The organism is Streptomyces verrucosisporus (genome assembly GCF_017114865.1).
Taxonomy (GTDB): domain Bacteria; phylum Actinomycetota; class Actinomycetes; order Streptomycetales; family Streptomycetaceae; genus Streptomyces; species Streptomyces fenghuangensis.
On the sequence record NZ_JADEYH010000019.1, the window covers coordinates 24,661 to 42,942 of the forward strand.

Annotated in this window: 16 protein-coding genes; 4 read left to right on the forward strand and 12 right to left on the reverse strand. The window is 73.1% G+C overall.

Going from position 1 to position 18,282, the window contains the following annotated elements:
• Positions 1-71: 71 nt before the first annotated feature.
• From ftsH to dacB, 5 genes are all read right to left on the reverse strand, one after another.
• Positions 72-2,114 (reverse strand): ATP-dependent zinc metalloprotease FtsH, encoded by a 2,043-nt coding sequence (gene ftsH / locus IQ279_RS19610; protein ID WP_206350075.1) that lies wholly within the window; start codon positions 2,112-2,114, stop codon positions 72-74.
• Between the two features lie 280 nt (positions 2,115-2,394).
• Positions 2,395-2,934 carry a hypoxanthine phosphoribosyltransferase gene (gene hpt / locus IQ279_RS19615; RefSeq protein ID WP_093657861.1) on the reverse strand — a complete coding sequence of 180 codons (540 nt, stop codon included), beginning with the start codon at positions 2,932-2,934 and terminating at the stop codon, positions 2,395-2,397.
• A gap of 36 nt (positions 2,935-2,970) precedes the next feature.
• Positions 2,971-4,116 carry a tRNA lysidine(34) synthetase TilS gene (gene tilS / locus IQ279_RS19620; RefSeq protein ID WP_206350080.1) on the reverse strand — a complete coding sequence of 382 codons (1,146 nt, stop codon included), beginning with the start codon at positions 4,114-4,116 and terminating at the stop codon, positions 2,971-2,973.
• 155 nt (positions 4,117-4,271) lie between these two features.
• On the reverse strand, positions 4,272-5,408 hold the full coding sequence (locus IQ279_RS19625; protein WP_206350081.1) for an Rv3626c family coenzyme F420 biosynthesis-associated protein: 1,137 nt from the start codon (positions 5,406-5,408) through the stop codon (positions 4,272-4,274).
• A gap of 218 nt (positions 5,409-5,626) precedes the next feature.
• A complete protein-coding gene (dacB, locus tag IQ279_RS19630) occupies positions 5,627-7,108 on the reverse strand; it encodes a D-alanyl-D-alanine carboxypeptidase/D-alanyl-D-alanine endopeptidase (protein ID WP_307792438.1) in 1,482 nt (493 codons plus the stop codon).
• Positions 7,109-7,230: 122 nt separating this feature from the next.
• On the opposite strand from dacB, the gene IQ279_RS19635 reads away from it, so the two are divergent.
• A complete protein-coding gene (locus tag IQ279_RS19635) occupies positions 7,231-7,728 on the forward strand; it encodes an inorganic diphosphatase (RefSeq protein ID WP_093657646.1) in 498 nt (165 codons plus the stop codon).
• A gap of 145 nt (positions 7,729-7,873) precedes the next feature.
• Here IQ279_RS19635 and IQ279_RS19640 read toward each other — a convergent pair whose 3' ends face one another.
• The 4 genes from IQ279_RS19640 to IQ279_RS19655 form a co-directional block, all read right to left on the reverse strand.
• Complete coding sequence (locus tag IQ279_RS19640; protein ID WP_206350082.1) at positions 7,874-9,598, reverse strand: threonine/serine exporter family protein; 1,725 nt, start codon at positions 9,596-9,598, stop codon at positions 7,874-7,876.
• Positions 9,599-9,781: 183 nt separating this feature from the next.
• Positions 9,782-10,420 (reverse strand): PadR family transcriptional regulator, encoded by a 639-nt coding sequence (locus IQ279_RS19645; RefSeq protein ID WP_206350185.1) that lies wholly within the window; start codon positions 10,418-10,420, stop codon positions 9,782-9,784.
• A 103-nt stretch (positions 10,421-10,523) separates the two neighbouring features.
• Complete coding sequence (locus IQ279_RS19650; RefSeq protein ID WP_206350083.1) at positions 10,524-11,087, reverse strand: DinB family protein; 564 nt, start codon at positions 11,085-11,087, stop codon at positions 10,524-10,526.
• Positions 11,088-11,282: 195 nt separating this feature from the next.
• A complete protein-coding gene (locus tag IQ279_RS19655) occupies positions 11,283-12,122 on the reverse strand; it encodes a Sco1979 family transcriptional regulator (protein WP_206350084.1) in 840 nt (279 codons plus the stop codon).
• Positions 12,123-12,467: 345 nt separating this feature from the next.
• On the opposite strand from IQ279_RS19655, the gene IQ279_RS19660 reads away from it, so the two are divergent.
• Positions 12,468-13,076, forward strand: coding sequence for an ATP-binding protein (locus tag IQ279_RS19660; protein ID WP_206350085.1), 609 nt, complete (start codon positions 12,468-12,470; stop codon positions 13,074-13,076).
• Here the strand turns inward: IQ279_RS19660 and IQ279_RS19665 are convergent.
• Together IQ279_RS19665 and IQ279_RS19670 are read right to left on the reverse strand one after the other, a co-directional pair.
• Complete coding sequence (locus tag IQ279_RS19665) at positions 13,063-13,302, reverse strand: DUF397 domain-containing protein (RefSeq protein WP_093852146.1); 240 nt, start codon at positions 13,300-13,302, stop codon at positions 13,063-13,065. The two genes, IQ279_RS19660 and IQ279_RS19665, sit on opposite strands and share 14 nt — an antisense overlap.
• Positions 13,303-13,547: 245 nt before the next feature.
• The gene (locus tag IQ279_RS19670) at positions 13,548-13,913 is read right to left on the reverse strand and encodes a metalloregulator ArsR/SmtB family transcription factor (protein WP_206350086.1); all 366 of its coding nucleotides are present in this window, start codon (positions 13,911-13,913) and stop codon (positions 13,548-13,550) included.
• A gap of 278 nt (positions 13,914-14,191) precedes the next feature.
• Between IQ279_RS19670 and IQ279_RS19675 the strand changes: the two genes are divergently transcribed.
• Complete coding sequence (locus tag IQ279_RS19675) at positions 14,192-16,159, forward strand: ABC transporter ATP-binding protein (RefSeq protein ID WP_206350087.1); 1,968 nt, start codon at positions 14,192-14,194, stop codon at positions 16,157-16,159.
• A gap of 171 nt (positions 16,160-16,330) precedes the next feature.
• Positions 16,331-17,359: a rod shape-determining protein gene (locus IQ279_RS19680; protein ID WP_206350088.1), complete on the forward strand. Its 1,029-nt coding sequence runs from the start codon at positions 16,331-16,333 to the stop codon at positions 17,357-17,359.
• On the opposite strand, the gene IQ279_RS19685 is transcribed toward IQ279_RS19680, so the two are convergent.
• Positions 17,349-18,245 carry a DUF4184 family protein gene (locus IQ279_RS19685; RefSeq protein WP_206350089.1) on the reverse strand — a complete coding sequence of 299 codons (897 nt, stop codon included), beginning with the start codon at positions 18,243-18,245 and terminating at the stop codon, positions 17,349-17,351. The two genes, IQ279_RS19680 and IQ279_RS19685, sit on opposite strands and share 11 nt — an antisense overlap.
• Positions 18,246-18,282: the final 37 nt, after the last annotated feature.

The following is an 18,282-nucleotide window of genomic DNA, read 5'->3' on the forward strand; positions in this document are numbered from 1 at the left end:
CCGGAGGGGCGCGGCGGGCATTCCTCGGAGTCCGTCACCACCGGCCCGGGGGCCGGCGCCGGGAGCCTCGGTCAGCTCTCCGGCCGGGGCTCGTCGGACGGCAGGCGGGTCTCCTTGGAGAGCGCGGTGTCCGTCGGGCCGATCTCCTTGCCCTTCTCCTGACCGGGCTGCGTGCCATTGGTCAGGGCCAGCTCCTTGGGGGTGGAGACCGGCGGGCGGGTGGAGGGCATCCGGCGCGCGGAACCCGTCCAGGCCGGGCGCGGCGGGCGCTTGACGATCGGCCGGAAGATCTCGGCGATCTCCTCCTTGCCGAGGGTCTCCTTCTCCAGGAGGGCCAGCACCAGGTTGTCCAGGACGTCCCGGTTCTCGACGAGGATCTCCCACGCCTCGTTGTGGGCGGTCTCGATCAGCTTCTTGACCTCCTCGTCCACCAGCCCGGCGACCTCCTCGGAGTAGTCGCGCTGGTGGCCCATCTCCTTGCCCAGGAAGGGCTCGGAGTTGTCGGAGCCGAACTTGATCGCGCCCAGCCGCTCGGTCATGCCGTACTGCGTGACCATGGCGCGGGCCGTGGCGGTCGCCTTCTCGATGTCGTTGGCGGCGCCGGTGGTCGGGTCGTGGAAGACCAGTTCCTCGGCCGCGCGCCCGCCCAGCATGTACGCGAGCTGGTCGAGCATCTCGTTGCGCGTGGTGGAGTACTTGTCCTCGTCGGGCAGGACCATCGTGTAGCCCAGTGCCCGGCCGCGGGAGAGGATGGTGATCTTGTGGACGGGGTCGGAGTTCGGTGAGGCCGCCGCGACCAGGGCGTGGCCGCCCTCGTGGTACGCGGTGATCTTCTTCTCCTTGTCGCTCATGATCCGGGTCCGCTTCTGCGGTCCGGCCACGACGCGGTCGATCGCCTCGTCCAGGAAGTGGTTGTCGATCAGCTTCTTGTCACTGCGCGCGGTGAGCAGCGCGGCCTCGTTGAGCACGTTGGACAGGTCCGCGCCGGTGAAGCCGGGGGTGCGGCGGGCGACCGCGGACAGGTCCACGTCGGGCTCCATCGGCTTGCCCTTGGCGTGCACCTTGAGGATCTCCAGACGGCCCTGCATGTCGGGGCGGTCCACGGCGATCTGCCGGTCGAAACGGCCCGGGCGCAGCAGCGCCGGGTCGAGGATGTCCGGGCGGTTGGTGGCGGCGATCAGGATGACGCCGCCCTTGACGTCGAAGCCGTCCATCTCGACCAGCAGCTGGTTCAGCGTCTGCTCGCGCTCGTCGTGGCCGCCGCCCATGCCGGCGCCGCGGTGGCGGCCGACGGCGTCGATCTCGTCGACGAAGACGATCGCCGGGGCGTTCGCCTTGGCCTGCTCGAACAGGTCGCGCACCCGCGAGGCGCCGACGCCGACGAACATCTCGACGAAGTCGGAGCCGGAGATCGAGTAGAACGGGACGCCCGCCTCGCCCGCGACGGCGCGCGCGAGCAGCGTCTTGCCGGTGCCGGGCGGGCCGTAGAGCAGCACGCCCTTGGGGATCTTCGCACCGACGGCCTGGAACTTGGCGGGCTCCTGGAGGAACTCCTTGATCTCGTGGAGCTCCTCGACCGCCTCGTCCGAACCGGCGACGTCCGAGAAGGTCGTCTTGGGGGTGTCCTTGGTGATCAGCTTCGCCTTGGACTTCCCGAAGTTCATGACCCGGGAGCCGCCGCCCTGCATCTGGTTCATCAGGAACAGGAAGACGATCACGATCAGTACGAACGGCAGCAGGGAGAGCAGCATCCCGAGGAACGGGTTCTGCTTCTGCGGCGAGACGGTGTAACCGTCCTTGATCTGCCCGTCCTGGTACTTGGACTGCAACTGCTTGGCCAGATCGACGCCCTGGTCGTCGATGTAGCTGGCCTTGATCTTGTCACTGCCCTCGATCTTCGTGCCCTCGGCGAGCTCGACCTTGACGGTCTGCTCGTCGCCGGTCGTCAGCTCGGCGGACCTGACCTTGTTCTCGTTGATCGCCTGCACGACCTGGCCGGTGTCCACCGTCTTGTAGCCGCCGGACGAGCCGACGACGTTCATCAACACGACCACGGCGAGGGCGGCCAGCACGATCCACATGACGGGACCACGGAAGTAGCGCTTCACGTCCATCCACACGGGGCGGCGTGCGCCCCGTCCCTCCTGCCACAGTGAGGCACCGCGACCCCGGGTGAGATCGCCTGTGCGTACGGTGTATTACTCCGGCTTGCTCGGCCTACGAACAGATTGCCCCAACAGACCGACCTTCGGACGGTACCCCAGGATCACAGCCCGAAGCACTGCCGAGGCGGGCGCCGCCGGCGGACGGTGGACAACATCCCCGTCCGCCCGTTCCAACGCCGGGAGACCCCCCGAACGTTCCCGGGCGGCGCCCCGGGCCCGCCCCGGCCCGTCAGCCTCCGTAGACGTGCGGCGCCAGTGTCCCCACGAACGGCAGGTTGCGGTACTTCTCCGCGTAGTCCAGCCCGTAGCCGACGACGAACTCGTTGGGGATGTCGAAGCCGACCCACTTCACGTCGATCGCCACCTTCGCCGCGTCCGGCTTGCGCAGCAGGGTGCAGACGTTCAGCGAGGCGGGCTCGCGCGAGCCGAGGTTCGACAGCAGCCAGGAAAGCGTCAGGCCGGAGTCGATGATGTCCTCGACGATCAGGACGTGGCGCCCCTTGATGTCGGTGTCCAGGTCCTTGAGGATGCGGACCACGCCGGAGGACTGGGTGCCCGCGCCGTAGGACGACACCGCCATCCAGTCCATGGTGACCGGCGAGGACAGGGCCCGGGCGAGGTCCGCCATGACCATCACCGCGCCCTTGAGGACCCCGACCAGGAGCAGGTCCTCGCCCTCGTACTCCGCGTCGATCGCCTCCGCCAGCTCGGCCAGCTTCGCGTCGATCTCTTCCTTGGTGATGAGCACCGACTTGAGGTCGGCGCCCATGTCCTTGTCGTCCACCCTGCTGCTCTCGGTCGGGGATCACACTTGCCGGATGACCAGTGTGCCACCCTGCCTACGGGCGGCCACCCGGCCGGGCAGGGTGATGGCCCGCTGGCCGTGCCACTCGGTGACCAGCCGGTCCACCTCCTCGATGTGGCGGGCGAACAGCGAACCCGCCGGGGAACCGGCCGCGACCGCCGCGCGGCGCAGCACGCGCCGGCGGACGGCGGGCGGCAGGGCGCCGAGCCGGGCGACATCGAGGGCGGACCCGGACTCCTCTGTGAGATCCGCGACATTCGCGGCATCGCCGTCCCGGCCGCCCCCTCCGGTCCGGGACGCCGGCCGGGGCGCCCGCCGGGACGGCGGAAGCTCCGCGCGGACCTCCCGTTCGGCCTCGCGGGCCCAGGCGTCGAGGGCGTCGGCGTCGTCCCGCGAGAGCTGCGCGGTGCGGGCCAGTGCCTCGACCACGCCCTTGCCGAGCGCCTTCTCCAGGGCCGGCAGCGCGTCGTGGCGCACCCGGGAGCGGGTGAACGCGGGATCGGTGTTGTGCGGGTCGTCCCAGACCGGCAGCGACTGCACCATGCACGCCTTGCGGGTGGTCTGCCGGTCCACGGTGAGGAACGGCCGCAGATAGCGGTGCCCAAGATCCCGGCGCCCGGCCGGCGAGCCGGACACGGCGGCCATACCGGACAGCGAGCGGGTGCCGGAGCCCCTGGCCAGGCCGAGGAGTACCGTCTCGGCCTGGTCGTCGCGGGTGTGCCCGAGGAGGACCGCGGCGGCGCCGAGGCGGTCGGCGGCCTCGTCGAGGGCGGTGTAGCGGGCGGTGCGGGCGGCGGCCTCGGGGCCGCCGTCACGGCCGACGGCCACGGTGAGGGCCTCGGCCGGTTCGAGGGAGAGCTCGGTGAGGCGGCAGACGACCTCCCGGGCCCGGTCGCCGGAGCCGGGCTGCAGGCCGTGGTCGACGGTGAGGCCCCCGGCCCGCAGGCCGAGGCGGGGGGCTTCGAAGGCGAGGGCGGAGGCGAGCGCCATCGAGTCGGCGCCACCGGAGCAGGCGACGAGCACGAGCGGAGGGCGCCGGTGCGGGGCAAAGGAGCCGGCCGGGGCGCCGGGGGCGTCCTGGAGTACGTCACGGAGTGTGCGGCGAACCGCCAGGCGTATCGCGGCGACCGCGGGGTGGGGACCCATGTCCGTTCACTTCCTCGGGGAGTCGTGGTCGCGCAGTCGATGACTACGCTGAGTGCGTCGATGGTGACAGAGAAGTGCCGTGTCCCTGAGCATCGCACGCGCACCCGCCGCCCACGGTCCCTCGTAAGAGTGATTGTCCCGGCGTTCGGCGGTCATCAGTCCGCTTTCCGGTGCACCCTCGCGATCCACTCCGCCGGCTCGGCGATCTCCGCCCTGGTGGGCAGCGTGTTGGGCGAGGTCCACACCCGGTTGAAGCCGTCCATCCCGACCTCCTCGACCACCGTCCGCACGAACCGCTCGCCGTCGCGGTACTGGCGCAGCTTGGCGTCGAGCCCCAGCAGCCTGCGCAGCGCCTGGTCGAGACGGCCCGCGCCGGCCGCGCGGCGCTTCTGGAACTTCTCCCGGATCTCGGCGACCGTCGGCACCACCTGCGGGCCGACGCCGTCCATCACGTAGTCCGCGTGCCCCTCCAGCAGCGACATCACCGCGGTGATGCGGCCCAGGACCTCGCGCTGCGCCGGGGTCTGCACCAGCTCGACGAGGCTGTGCCCCCCGTCCGGCTCCCCGCCCTCGCCCGGCTCCGGGCGGCCGCTCCCGGCCAGCGACTGGAAGGCCTCGCGCAACCGCTCCAGCAGCGCGGAGGGCTCCATGTCGGTCTCCCCCAGGAAGGCGTGGATCTCCCCCTCGATGTGGTCGCGCAGCCACGGCACGGCGGAGAACTGGGTGCGGTGCGTCTCCTCGTGCAGGCACACCCACAGCCGGAAGTCGTGCGGGTCGACGTCCAGCTCACGCTCGATGTGCACGATGTTCGGCGCGACCAGCAGCAGCCGCCCGCCGCCCTCCCCCGGGGCCCCCGGCAGGTCGCGGGTGGGCGGGGCGAAGGTCTCGTACTGGCCCAGGACGCGCGAGGCCATGAACGACAGCAGCATCCCGACCTCGACGCCGGTCACCTTGCCGCCGACCGCGCCGAGCACCGCGTTGCCGGGGCCGGCGCCGCGGCGCGCCCGCATCTTGTCCAGCAGCGGCGACAGCAGCTCGCGGAAGCCCGCCACGTTCGCCCGGATCCAGCCGGGCCGGTCCACGACGAGCACGGGGGTGTCCGCTGCGCCGTCGGGCGTCATCCGCGTGAAGCCGCGCACGTGCTCCTCGGCCGCCGCGGCGTGCCGCCGCAGCTCGGCGACGGCCTCCCGCGCCTCCTCGCGGCTCACTTCGGGCCCGGGCTTCACGAGCCGGGTCGCGGTCGCCACCGCGAGATTCCAGTCGACCATCTCCACACCACCGAGGCTCGTCATGACTTCACCGTACGTGCCGGTGCCCCCGAACGGGAGCGGACCGGTGCCCGGGCAGGGGTGCCCGCGCGGGCTGCCCGTCACTCCTGCCCGGGCGGCGGGCACCGGGCGGGGGTCATGACGGGACCGGGCGGGATCCGAAGGGCCCCGGAAGGGCCCCGGAACGGCCCCGGAGCGGCCCCGGAGCGGACTCCGGGCGGAGGAGCGGCCGGCCGGCCCGGTCAGCGGCAGCCGCAGTCGGCCAGGGCGGCGGCGAGTCGGTCCAGGGCCTCGTGGGCGCCGTAGCGGTCGGTGGTGCCCGACGCCGCGAACGCGAAGGCCAGGAGCCTGCCGTCGGCGTCCACGACCGTGCCCGCCAGGGTGTTGATCCCGGTCAGTGTGCCGGTCTTGGCACGGACCAGGCCCGCTCCGGTGCGGGTCGCCTCGTCGTCGTAGCGACCGCCGAGCGTGCCGCTGAAACGGGCCACGGGCAGCCCCGTCAGCGCGGACCGCAGTTCGGGGCGGGCGGGATCGGCGGCGAGGACCAGCAGCCGGGTCAGCAGGCCGGCCGAGACCCTGCCGGACCGGTCCAGCCCGCTGCCGTCGGCGAAGCGGGCGCCCTCAAGCGGCAGCGCCCTGCCGTACTCGGCGAGCTGCGCGCGCACCGCCCGTCCGGCGCCGGCGAAGCCGGCGGGCTCGCCGCGCGCGACGGCGGTCTGCCGAAAGAGGGCCTCGGCGATGTCGTTGTCGCTGTGGAGCATCATCCGCTCCACCAGTTCCGCCAGCGGCGCGGAGCGGTGGACGGCCAGCTCCTCGGCGCCCCGCGGCGCCTCGCGGGCGCGGCCGGGGTGCTCGGAGCCCTCGATTCCGATACCGCGCTCGCGCAGGCGGTCGGTGAAGATACCGGCGGCGTCCCGGGCCGGGTCGCCGGAGCGGGGGGCGGGCCCGCGGGTGCTGTCGTCGAGGCGGCCTTCGTTCACCATCAGCGCGACGACCGGCGCGATGTTCTCGTTCGGCCCGATCGGGTGGCGGACGGGCCCGGAGTAGAGCGAGACGTCGTAGGCCGGCTCGACCCGCCTCACACCGCGTTCTCCCAGCTCCCGGGCGGTGGCGTCGGCCAGCCGCCGCAGCGCGGCGGGGGTGACCGTGGGGTCGCCGCCGCCGATCAGGAAGACCCGCTCGCCGTCCGCGTCCCACACCACCCGGGTGGGGATGCGGTGGTCCGGGCCGAGGGCCGACAGGGCGGCGACCGCCGTGGCGATCTTCACGGTGGAGGCGGGCGCGACGGCACGGCCGGCCCTGGCGCCGTACAGCTCCCGCCCGGTGGCCACGTCCACCACCGAGGCGGTGCGGAGCGTGCCCAGGACGCCGTCCTCCAGCAGCGGCCGGAGCGTGTCGGCGAGCGCGGCGGGGTCGGGGGCGGGCGCCTCGCCCGGCTCCGGCGCGGCCTCGCCGGCGGCCTCCTCGCCCCGGCCGCCCCTGCCCTCCCGGCCCTCCCCGGCGGGGGCCGCGCCCAGGGCGGTGAGCACCTCGGCGGCGCTGGGCGCCGGGGCGGGGCCCGCCCCGGTGTGGTCCGTGCCACTGCCGCGGTCCCAGGAGGCGGCGCGGGCCCGCTCGGCCGTACGCTGGCCGGAGTCCCAGGGTCCGGCGACGGCCACAGCCGTCACCGCGACCGCGAGTCCGGCGGCGGCGGAACCGGCCACCACCCGCCATGTGTCCCGCACCTCGGACCAGCCCCTTTCGCGACCACACATCTGCGTGAGGGACACTTAACCACCACATCGCCGCTCTCCGGGGGAAGCCCCCGGGCCACTGACGAGTGCTGAAGCATACGGAGGAGTCTCCCTTGGAGTTCGACGTCGTCATCGAGATCCCGAAGGGTTCGCGGAACAAGTACGAGGTGGACCACGAGACCGGTCGCATCCGGCTCGACCGGCACCTGTTCACCTCCACCGTGTACCCGGCCGACTACGGCTTCGTCGACAACACCCTGGGTGAGGACGGAGACCCGCTGGACGCGCTGGTGCTGCTGGAGGAGCCGACCTTCCCCGGCTGCATCATCAAGTGCCGGGCGATCGGCATGTTCCGCATGACGGACGAGGCCGGCGGCGACGACAAGCTGCTGTGCGTGCCCGCGTCCGACCCGCGCATGGAGCACCTGCGCGACATCCACCACGTGAGCGAGTTCGACCGGCTGGAGATCCAGCACTTCTTCGAGGTCTACAAGGACCTGGAGCCCGGCAAGTCGGTCGAGGGCGCGGACTGGGTCGGCCGTGCCGACGCCGAGGCCGAGGTCGAGGCATCGATCAAGCGCCTGGAGGCGTCGGGCGGCGGCCACCACTGAGACCGCCGGGTCCGCCCCGGCGGACCCGTCCCGGCTCCCCGTGCCCCGGGGCGTATGCGGCCACCGCGCCGCGTACGCCCCGGGGCACGGCCCGTTTCCGGGACGTGCCCCGTCGTGTGGGCGTGCCCGTCCGCGGGGGCCGGGATCAGAAGCCGCGGGTGCGCTTGGCCGCGCGCCGCCCCGGCAGCGGGGTCTCCTGGCCCGGCACCTTGATGAACAGGCGGGCCAGCTCGTTCCCCAGGTTGACGCCGATCGCGATCGCCAGCGCCAGGGCGGCCGCCTTCGACAGGTTCGGCAGACCGTGGTCCAGGTCCCCCTGGGCGATGCCGATCAGCCCGAAGTAGATGGCGCTACCGGGCAGCAGCGGACCGATGGCCGCCGTGATGTACGGCAGCGCCGAGACGAACCGGTAGCGCGACATCAGCTGCCCGAAAAGGCCCACCAGGCCCGCCGCCGCCGCGGTCGCCGCGACGGGGTCGATCTCGCCGACGTCGGTCATCGCGCCGTACACCAGCCAGGCGACGCCGCCGTTGAGCGTGGCGAGCAGCACGGTGGAGCGCTCCTGCTGGAGGAGGACGCAGAAGGCCAGCGCCAGCAGCATCGCCGCCAGGAGCTGGATCAGCGGCCGGCTGCGGATGTCCAGACCCTCCGGGTCGAACTCGGCGCCCATCTCGGCGCCGATGTAGAGCACCAGCAGCACACCGCAGACGATGCCGACGACCAGGTAGACGACCTCCAGCAGACGGGCCGAGGCCGTTATGTAGAAGCCGGTCAGCCCGTCGTGCACGGCGGCCACCAGCGCTCTACCGGGGATCAGCGGGAACAGGCCGCCGGTGACGACCGCGGACGCCCTGATGACCAGGCCGAGATCCGCGGCGAACAGCTGGACCAGCACCCCCAGCACCGCGGGCGGCATGGCCGCCGCCACGAACTGGTAGAACTCCGGCAGCCCCCGCTGGGAGAAGAACCAGGCGAGCCGGTCGCCGAGCATCGCGCCGAGCGCGGCCAGGAAGAAGACCAGCCAGCCACCGCCCACCAGGGTGGACGCGGCGCCCGCCAGCAGACCGCTGGCGACGGTGAGCGCGCCCTTGGAGTACGGGTGGCGGTTGCGGCGGATCTCGGCGAGGCGGCCGTACGCCTCCTCCAGCGTCACGTCGCCGTCGGTGATGTCGGCCACCAGGCGGTAGACCGCCGACAGCCGGTTGTAGTCGGTGCCGCGGCGGCGGACCGTGCGGCTCAGCGAGACCGGGTCGTCCACCAGCGACGGCTGGTAGGTGATCGTCAGCAGGGTGAAGGTGACCGTCGGTTCGCAGCGGTCCAGTCCGTAGGCGTGGGCCACCCCGAACATCGCCGCCTCGACGTCCTCGGCGCCCTCGCCGCCCGCGAGCAGCAGCTCGCCGATGCGCAGGGTCAGGTCGAGCACACGGGGCGCCGACGGCCCGGTGTCCGCGTCGTCCTCGTCGGTGCGCCGGGGCCGTTCGGGTACCGGCCGCTCCCCCAGCGGCATCCGGACCATGGTGCGCATCCGGTCCTGCCAGGGCGCGCCCGGCCGCACCAGGTTGTTGATCACCGGGATGCCCTCGGGCGGGGTGAAGGCGGATCCGGGCTCGAAGGCCGACGCCCTGCGCACGCCCTCGGGCACGGCGAACTCGGAGGTCGGGTGCTCGTCCTCCGGCGGGGGCGCGGGGGCCCTCAGCCCCTCGGGGACGGCGAACTCGGAGGTGGAATGCTCGTCCTCGGAGTACGGGGACGCCAGTGGTACGCCGGAGGGCGGGGCGAAGGCGCTGTGGGTCTCCTCCGGTGCGGACCTGCGGTCCTCCGGACGGCCGGTCTCGGTCACCGTGCTGTTCCTCGTGGTCTCCAGGGCCAAGCTCGTCGCTCCTCACGCCTCCAGTCGTCTTCTCGCACGGACGTCAGGCTTCCCGCTACGGACGGGATATGTCCGTTCCTCCTCAGCGAGGATACGGCCGGTCACCCATCCGGAAGGGGGCGTGAAGGTGGCCGTCGGGTGTGAGATGCGTTGCAGGCGCCGGAGCGCGGCGCCTGCGCCGCGTCAGCCGCGTGGGCGGTCGTGCGGACGCTCCGCGCAGGGGTTCTCCACGCCCTCGGGCAGCACCTCCAACGACCGCTCGCCCTCGCCCTCCATCACGTACGCCCCCTTCTCCAGACGCTCGATCAGGCCCCGGGTCCACTCCGCGCCACTGGTGGCGTTGTGCACCCACAGCCTCATGACCTCGCCGATGTGGCCCCACTCCTCCGGGGCGCCCGGGGGCGTCCACTCCCGGGCGACCTCGGCGCTCCACTCCTCCAGGGCCGCCACACGCCGCCCGAGCAGTTCGATCGCCTCCCGGCGCGGCAGGTCGACGATGAAGCCGACCCCGGCCGTGAGCACGTCCGGCTTCTCGTCGTGCGCCGTGAGCGACCGGCGCAGCAGCCCCTGGTACTCCGCCTCGCCGGCGGCGGTCAGCTCGTACTCGGTGCGCGGCGGGCCGCCGGCCGTGCTCGGCTCGGTGTCGTGGGCGGTCAGCAGGCCCTGCTTCGCCATCTGCTTGAGCGCGTGGTAGATCGAACCCGGCTTGGCGCTGGACCACTGGTGCGCGCCCCAGAACTCCAGGTCGTTGCGGACCTGGTAGCCGTGCGCGCGCCCGTGCTGGCGGACAGCGCCCAGCACCAGCAACCGGATCGCCGACACCACCGACACCACCGTCCCCTCACCGACCCACCGGCTCACCGGTCCTCCCGGCGCCCGCCGGCGACCAGCGTAGACGGGCGGCGGCGGGCGCCGGCGCGGGAGGTCACCGGAAGGACGACCAGTCCGGCTCCGGCAGCGCGCCCGTGGCGAAGACCAGGTCGAAGGCGCCCTTGCCGTCGATCGTCTCGCGGATGATGTCTGCGTGCCCGGCGTGCCGGGCGGTCTCCTCGATCTGGTGGAGCAGGCCCCAGCGCCAGGAGCGGGGCCCGCCCTCGTCCCAGGGCATCTTGGGGGCCTCGAAGGTGTCGTCGAGTGAGGGCAGGGCCCGGACCGTCTCCTCGGTCTCGCGCGCCACCCGCTCGTAGAGGTCCAGCAGTTCCTCGACCGTCTCGTCGTCCCTGACGGCCAGGCTGTCCTCCCACCCCTTCACCCTGGTCTCGAAGTCGAAGGGCTCGCCGCGCATCGTCGCCAGCGCGCCCCGCTCGCCCACCGCGACGTGCTTGAGGATGCCGGCCAGGGAGAAGGCGCTGACGGTCGGCCTGCTTCGCGCCTGCTCGTCGGTGAGGCCGTGGAGAGCCCGGCGGATGCCGCCGCGCTGGGCTTCCAGGTAGTCGAGCAGGGCTCCGCGCTCGTCGCCGCGGTTCTCGGAAGCGACAGGAACGGGCATGGGGGGTCTCCTCACAACGTCGGTCGGTAGTCGGGCCGTCCTTCCGGCCCCTTCACCGATAACGACGCTATGAGGTCTTGGGGACGGCTTCTGTCCTCAATGCCCTCCCGGCGCGTCAGCCGGCCGGATTTCCCTCCCGGCCCCGGCGGCGCCCCCGCGCGCCCCGGCCGGGACGCCGTCCGCCGGCCGGACCGGTCAGATCTGCCCGCGGACCTCGTGGAGGAGCGCACGGGTCTCCTCCGGGCCGAGACTGTCCCGCAGGAGGCGGTCGAGGACGTCCTCGTACTGCGCGACCTCCTCCGGCTTGTCGACGTAGAGGGCGCTGGTGAGGTGCTCCAGGTAGACGATGTCGGAGATCTCCGACTCGGGGAAGCGCAGCAGCGTGAACGCCCCGCTCTCGGCCGGGTGCCCGCCGGTGTCGAACGGCATCACCTGGAGCGTGACGTGGGGCAGTTCGCAGAGCTCCGCCAGATGCCGCAGCTGGGCGTCCATCACCTCGCGGCCGCCGTAGGGACGGCGCAGCGCGGCCTCGTCCAGCACGCAGCGGAACTCCGGGGCCTGCTCGGACAGCAGCAGCTTCTGGCGCTCCAGGCGCAGGGCGACGCGGCGGTCGACCTCCTCCGGCGACAGCCCCGACCGGTGGCCGCTGGTGACGACCGCCCGCGCGTAGTCCTCCGTCTGGAGCAGCCCGGAGACGAACTGCACCTCGTAGACGCCGATGTGCGAGGCCGCGCCCTCCAGGCCGACGTACGTCTGGAACCAGTTCGGCAGCACGTCGCTGTAGTTGTGCCACCAGCCCGCGACGCTGGACTCACGGGCGAGGCTCAGCAGCGGCTCGCGCTCCGCCTCGTCGGTGATGCCGTACAGCGTGAGCAGATCCGCCACGTCCCGCGCCTTGAAGCTCACACGCCCCAACTCCATGCGGCTGATCTTCGATTCGGAGGCCCGGATGGAATATCCGGCCGCCTCCCGGGTGACCCCGCGGGACTCGCGGAGCCGCCGCAGCTGGGAACCGAGCAGGATGCGGCGCACCATGGAACCACTCGACCCGTTGGCCCCGTTCACTCCGTTTTTCACCGGGAATGCTCCTGTTTGTATTCAGCTCTCCACCCCTGCACCAGTGCAGTCTGCCACCAATGCCTTCGTTGTGTGCCCGGGTGGTTACACAGAATCGAAAGTCCTTCGTGCACGTGCATCTGCCCTTGCATCTGCTGTGGGCATTGGGAACCATGGGGAAAGCACAAGTGCACGCATGATTGGGGCACTTGGGCATGCGAACAATCCACCGACGCAGCGCAACGAGCGGAACGCGATACGGAGCACCACCGCTGACGGGGCCCGCCAGGGCCATGGCCGCCGCAATGCCAGGAGTGTCTCGTCATGGGGACCGAAGGACCGACCGTGCTCGACCGGTTATGGCATGACTTCCCGTCGCTCGACCCCGACGCGCTCTCCGGTTCGGCCTCCTGCGCGCTCCAGCCGCGCTACGAGGCGGTGAAGACCGCCCGTGAGTTCACCCGGAACGTACTGCTGCGCTGGCGGCTGGCCGGGCACTTCGACACCGTGGCCCTGGTGGTCTCGGAGCTGGTGACCAACGCCCTGCGCCACGGCGTGCCGGGCGCCGTCCCCGGCGAAATCCTGGACCCGCCCGTGCGGCTCCATCTGATGCACTGGTCCGGCCGCCTGGTGTGCGCCGTGCGCGATCCCAGTGCGAAGGCACCCGTGGCGAAGAGGCCCGGCGAGGGGTTCACCGTCGAACTCGGCGGCATCGGCTGCGATTTCGGCGACGAACTCGACGGCGAGTTCGACGGGGGTTTCGGCGGGGGGTTCTTCGACGACACGGCGGAGTCCGGACGCGGCCTCTTCCTGGTCGAGTCCTTCAGCGACGACTGGGGCTGGCAGCCGATGGCCGGCGCCATGCCCGGAAAAGTGGTCTGGGCGCTGTTCAGAGTGAACCCCGGACGGGAAACCGGCGTCAGTCCTGTATGAGGTGGTCGAACTCGCCGTCCTTGACGCCGAGCAGCATCGCCTCGACCTCGGCCGGGGTGTAGACCAGTGCGGGGCCGTCCGGATGGCGCGAGTTCCGTACGGCCACCTCTCCGCCGGGGAGCTTGGCGAACTCCACGCACGCTCCCTGCGAGTTGCTGTGTCTGCTCTTCTGCCAGACGACCCCGTGGAGGTCCCTGGCTGCCATGCCGTTGTATGCGTGGGGCATCGGACTCTCCCGGCTGTGCGGTCGGGGGCGGCGATCGGGTGCGTCAGGGGCTGAATTGGTCAACCAGCCTGGATCATAACGCCGTTCACGTGCGGATGCACGTGAAGATGCACGTGCACGACAGCCTGTCACGGCGTCATGACAACCTGTCGAGAGGCCGGTCCGCGCCCGGTCCGCGCCCGGGCGGCGGGACGGTGCGCGCTCCCCGCCCCGTCCCGCCGCGCACGCACCGGCCGTCGCGCCGTTCAGGCGCCGGTGTCGCCGGGCCCCCCGTCCAGGAGGCCGCGCAGGCCCTCCAGCCCCTCCGTCCCGCGCCAGAACCGCTCGTACGGACCCAGCCAGTGCCGCACCTCGCTGAGCGGTCCGGCCTCCAGCCGGTAGTGCCTCTCCCTCCCCCTGCGCCGCTCGCTGACCAGACCGGCCTCCCGGAGCACCTTCAGATGCTCCGAGAGACTCGGCCTGCGCATGTCGAAGTGGTCTGCCAGCCGCTGCACGGGCTGCGGCCCCTTCACCCGCAGCAGCCTCAGCACCTCGCGCCGGGTCGGGTTGGCGAGGGCGGAGAAGAGCCGGTCCTCCCGGAGCCGGTCCTCGGGTACGTCGACGGCGGTCATGTTTCCCCCTTGTGAGCCAGTGGTCAGTTGGCGGTGGCGGAGAGGAGGCGGGCCGGTGCCGCAGGTCGGCGGCGCCGGGCCGCTCGCAGTCCGCCCGGGTGGCCGGTGGTCCATCGCCGGCCCACCGGTGGTCCCCGAAATAATCCCCCGGCGGACACCCGTAGCGGAACCCTGTCCCACCGGCTGAACGGCCGCGTCCGGGCCCCGTCGCCCTTGACCTCAAGCCGACTTGAAGCCCTACGGTCCAGGCCACGGCAACGACGACCTGAGGATCCGCGATGAGTATGGAATCCGCCGCGTGGGACGCCCTGTACCAGGCGCGCCACGCACCGCAGGAGGGACAGCGCCACTCCTTCGCGCCGTCCCGCGCCACTCTGCGCCGCATCGCGGGCTTCGCCCGCCCGCACCGGCGGCGTCTGGCACTCTTCCTGCTGCTCAGCACCGTCTCGGCGGCACTGGCCGTGGCCACCCCGCTGCTCGCGGGCCGGGTGGTCGACGCGATCGTGGCGGGCTCGGCGGCGGGCACGGTCGGCCGGCTCGCCGCCCTGATCGCGGTCGTGGCGGTGGCCGAGGCGGCGATCGGACTGCTGGCCAGGTGGCTGTCGGCGCGCATCGGCGAGGGGCTGATCCTGGACCTGCGCACGGCCGTCTTCGACCACGTCCAGCGGATGCCGGTCGCCTTCTTCACCCGCACCCGCACCGGCGCGCTGGTCAGCCGGCTGAACAACGACGTCATCGGCGCCCAGCGGGCCTTCAGCAACACCCTCTCCTCGGTGGTCGGCAACCTCGTCACCCTGCTGCTCACCCTGGTGGTCATGGTGCGGCTGTCCTGGCAGGTCACGCTGCTCGCCCTGGTGCTGCTGCCGGTGTTCGTGCTGCCCGCGCGGCGCATGGGCTCCCGGCTGGCCCGCCTCTCGCACGAGGCCGCCGCCCACAACGCGGCCATGGGCACGCAGATGACCGAGCGCTTCTCCGCACCCGGCGCCACCCTGGTCAAGCTGTTCGGCCGACCGCGGGAGGAGTCGCGGGAGTTCGCGGCACGCGCCCGGCGGGTGCGCGACATCGGGGTGCGCACCGCCATGGTCCAGCACGTCTTCCTCACCGCGCTCACCGTCGTCTCCGCCCTGGCGCTGGCCCTGGTCTACGGGCTCGGCGGCTGGTACGCGCTGCGCGGCCGGCTCGACCCCGGCGCGGTGGTGGCCCTGGCCCTGCTGCTCACCCGGCTCTACGCCCCGCTGACCGCGCTGGCCGGCGCGCGGGTGGAGGTGATGGGCGCACTCGTCAGCTTCCAGCGCGTCTTCGAGGTGCTGGACCTGAAGCCGCTGATCGAGGAGCGCGAGGACGCCCGCGAGGTGCCCGAGGGCCCGGTGCCGGTGGAGTTCGACCGCGTGGACTTCGCCTACCCGTCGGCCGGGAAGGTCTCCCTGGCCTCCCTGGAGGAGGTCGCCGTCCTCGACGCGCGCGGCGGCGAGCAGGTGCTGCACCAGGTGTCCTTCCGCGCCGAGCCGGGGCGGAAGGTGGCGCTGGTCGGCTCCTCCGGCGCGGGCAAGTCCACCATCGCCCAGCTCCTGCCGCGGCTCTACGACGCCGACGGCGGTGCGGTGCGGCTCGGCGGCGTGGACGTAAGGGATCTGAGCTTCCGTTCCCTGCGTGCCACGCTCGGCATGGTCACCCAGGACGGCCACCTCTTCCACGAGTCGATCCGCTCCAACCTGCTGTTCGCCCGGCCCGGCGCGAGCGAGGACGAACTGTGGGACGTGCTGCGCCGCGCCCGGCTCGACGGGCTGATCGCCTCCCTGCCCGACGGTCTGGACACGGTCGTCGGCGAGCGCGGCTACCGCCTGTCCGGCGGTGAGCGGCAGCGGCTGACCATCGCCCGGCTGCTGCTGGCCCGGCCGCGGGTGGTGATCCTCGACGAGGCGACCGCGCATCTGGACTCCACCTCCGAGGCGGCGGTCCAGGAGGCGCTGGCGGAGGCGCTGCGCGGCCGCACCTCCGTGGTGATCGCCCACCGCCTGTCCACCGTCCGGGCCGCGGACCTGATCCTGGTCGTGGAGGGCGGCCGGATCGTCGAGCGCGGCACCCACGAGACGCTGATGGCGGCGGGCGGACGCTACCGGGAGCTGTACCGCACCCAGTTCGGAGCACGGGCCGGCACGCAGGCCGACGCACGGGCCGACGCGCGGCCGGACACGCCGCCCGGGCGGGACGCCGGGGAGCCGGCCGTGCCCGGCTCCGCCTCCTGACCAGCCATCACCTCCCCGGCGGTACGCGGAACTCGGCCGCATCCGGCACCCGCGGCGGCCCTCGCCCATCCGGATCAGTCCAGCGCGCGGGACCGCCGCCCGGCCCCCACGATGAGAATCGGGGCCGCCGGGCGGCGGCCCGTATCGAGCCATGTCCGGGGAGATGCCGCTGTGACCGTCAGTCTTGAGCAACTGAGCCGCTGTTCCGTAGCCGTCGACCTCGGTGCGGCCAGGACCCGGGTCTACCTCAAACGGTTCGGCGTCATCGTGGACGCGCCGTCGGCCGTCGCCGTCAACACCCGCTCCGGGGCCCTGATCGCGGTCGGCGCCCCGGCCGAGCGGATGGTGGGCCGCACCCCCGAGCACATCCGGGTGGTGCGGCCGGTGTCGGGCGGGACCGTGGTGGACATCGACATGGCCCGGCGGATGCTGCGCGCCCTGGTGGGCGACCGCATCCGCCGGGCCTGGCGGCGCAAGCCGATGCTGCGCGCCGCCGTGTGCATCCCGCACGACGCCGAGCCGCTCGTCCAGCGCGCCGCGATCGAGACGCTCACCGGGATGGGCGCGCGGCGGGTGGAGCTGGTGGACAGCCTCATCGCGGCGGCCGTCGGCTCCGGGCTGCCCGTGGAGGAGCCCGAGGCCACCATGATCGTGATGTGCGGTGCGGCCGCCTCGCACGTCGCGGTGCTCTCGCTGGGGTCGATCGTCGCCTCCGAGACGGTGCCGGTCGGCGGCGAGGTCATCGACCGCGCCGTCGTCCAGCACCTGCGCAACCAGCACGAGCTGATGCTCCCCAACCAGGCGGTCCACCCGCTCCACCTGGCGCTGTCCGTCGCGCCGTCCGAGCAGACCGAGGCCGAGGTTTACGGCCGGGACGTGTCCACCGGGCTGTTCCGCACGGTGAACGTGGACACCGAGAGCGTGCGTGCCGCCATCCGGCCCCCGCTGACGGCGATGGTGGACGCCATCCGCGGCGTGCTGCGCCAGTGCCAGCCGGACCTGGTGGCCGACCTCGCCGATCGCGGGATCATGCTGGTCGGCGGCAGCGCGATGCTGCCGGGGCTGGACTCGATGCTGCGGCAGGCCACCGGGATGCCGGTGCACGTCGCCGAGCAGCCGGCCGTCTGCGCGGTGGAGGGTCTGGGCGCGATGCTGGAGGGGCGGGTGCGGCTGCTGCACCGCGATCCGCTCAGCCGCTGACGGACCGCCGGCCGGCCGGCTCCTCCGTACGGGCCGCACCGGACGCACCCGCACCGGACGTCCGGGCCGCACGGCGGTCCCGCGCGGCCGCCACCGCCCGCAGGGCCACCGCGTACAGCGGCAGGGCGAGCGCGAGCCCGGCGCCGGCGCCGAACAGCGCGGTGGGCACGTACCCGTCCCACGGGACCGCCTCCGGCTCCGCCCCGGCCCGCCTCACGCAGCGGTGGACGGCGCCCGCCACCGCCGCCGCGCCCAGCAGCGCCGCCGCGCCGGCCCGCCCGCGCGCGGACAGGACCGAGAGGACGGACAGCGCGGGCGCCGGGGAGTGCGGCAGCCGGCGCCACGCCCGGACCAGGAAGACCGCGAGGACCACCAGGGCCACTGCGGAACCGCCGTACTGGAGCTGGTGGTAGAGGGGGACGCCCAGCACCCGCTCGTCCAGCACCGTGATCCACCGCACGCCCCACCGGTCCATGTGCGTGAACGAGTCCCACAGGACGTGGGTCGCCGCCCCCAGCGCCGCGGAGATCCAGCACCACGGCAGGAGAGCGGCGAGCGGCCGGCCGCGCCAGGGGCGGCCGCGGGTGAGCGCGTACGCCCGCCCCCGCGCCCCCTCGGGCAGCAGGGCCAGCAGCGGCTCCCTCAGCAGCAGCCACACCCCCAGCAGCACCGCCGCGATCAGGACGTCCACGGTGACCGTGCCGAGCGCCGAGTGGGTGTACTCGCCCAGCCGCATGATCCGCGGGGCGAGGCTGGCCGCGTAGTAGGCCGCGTCCGGGGCGAGCGTCCCGGCGACCAGGGCGGACGCCACCAGCGGCCCCCTGCCCCCGCCGTCCGCGCGGATCCCCGGCAGCGCGGCGGCGGCGTGGCTGAGTGTGAACGGCATCCATTCCCCCCGGGCCGTCTCGGTGCGCCCGGCCGCA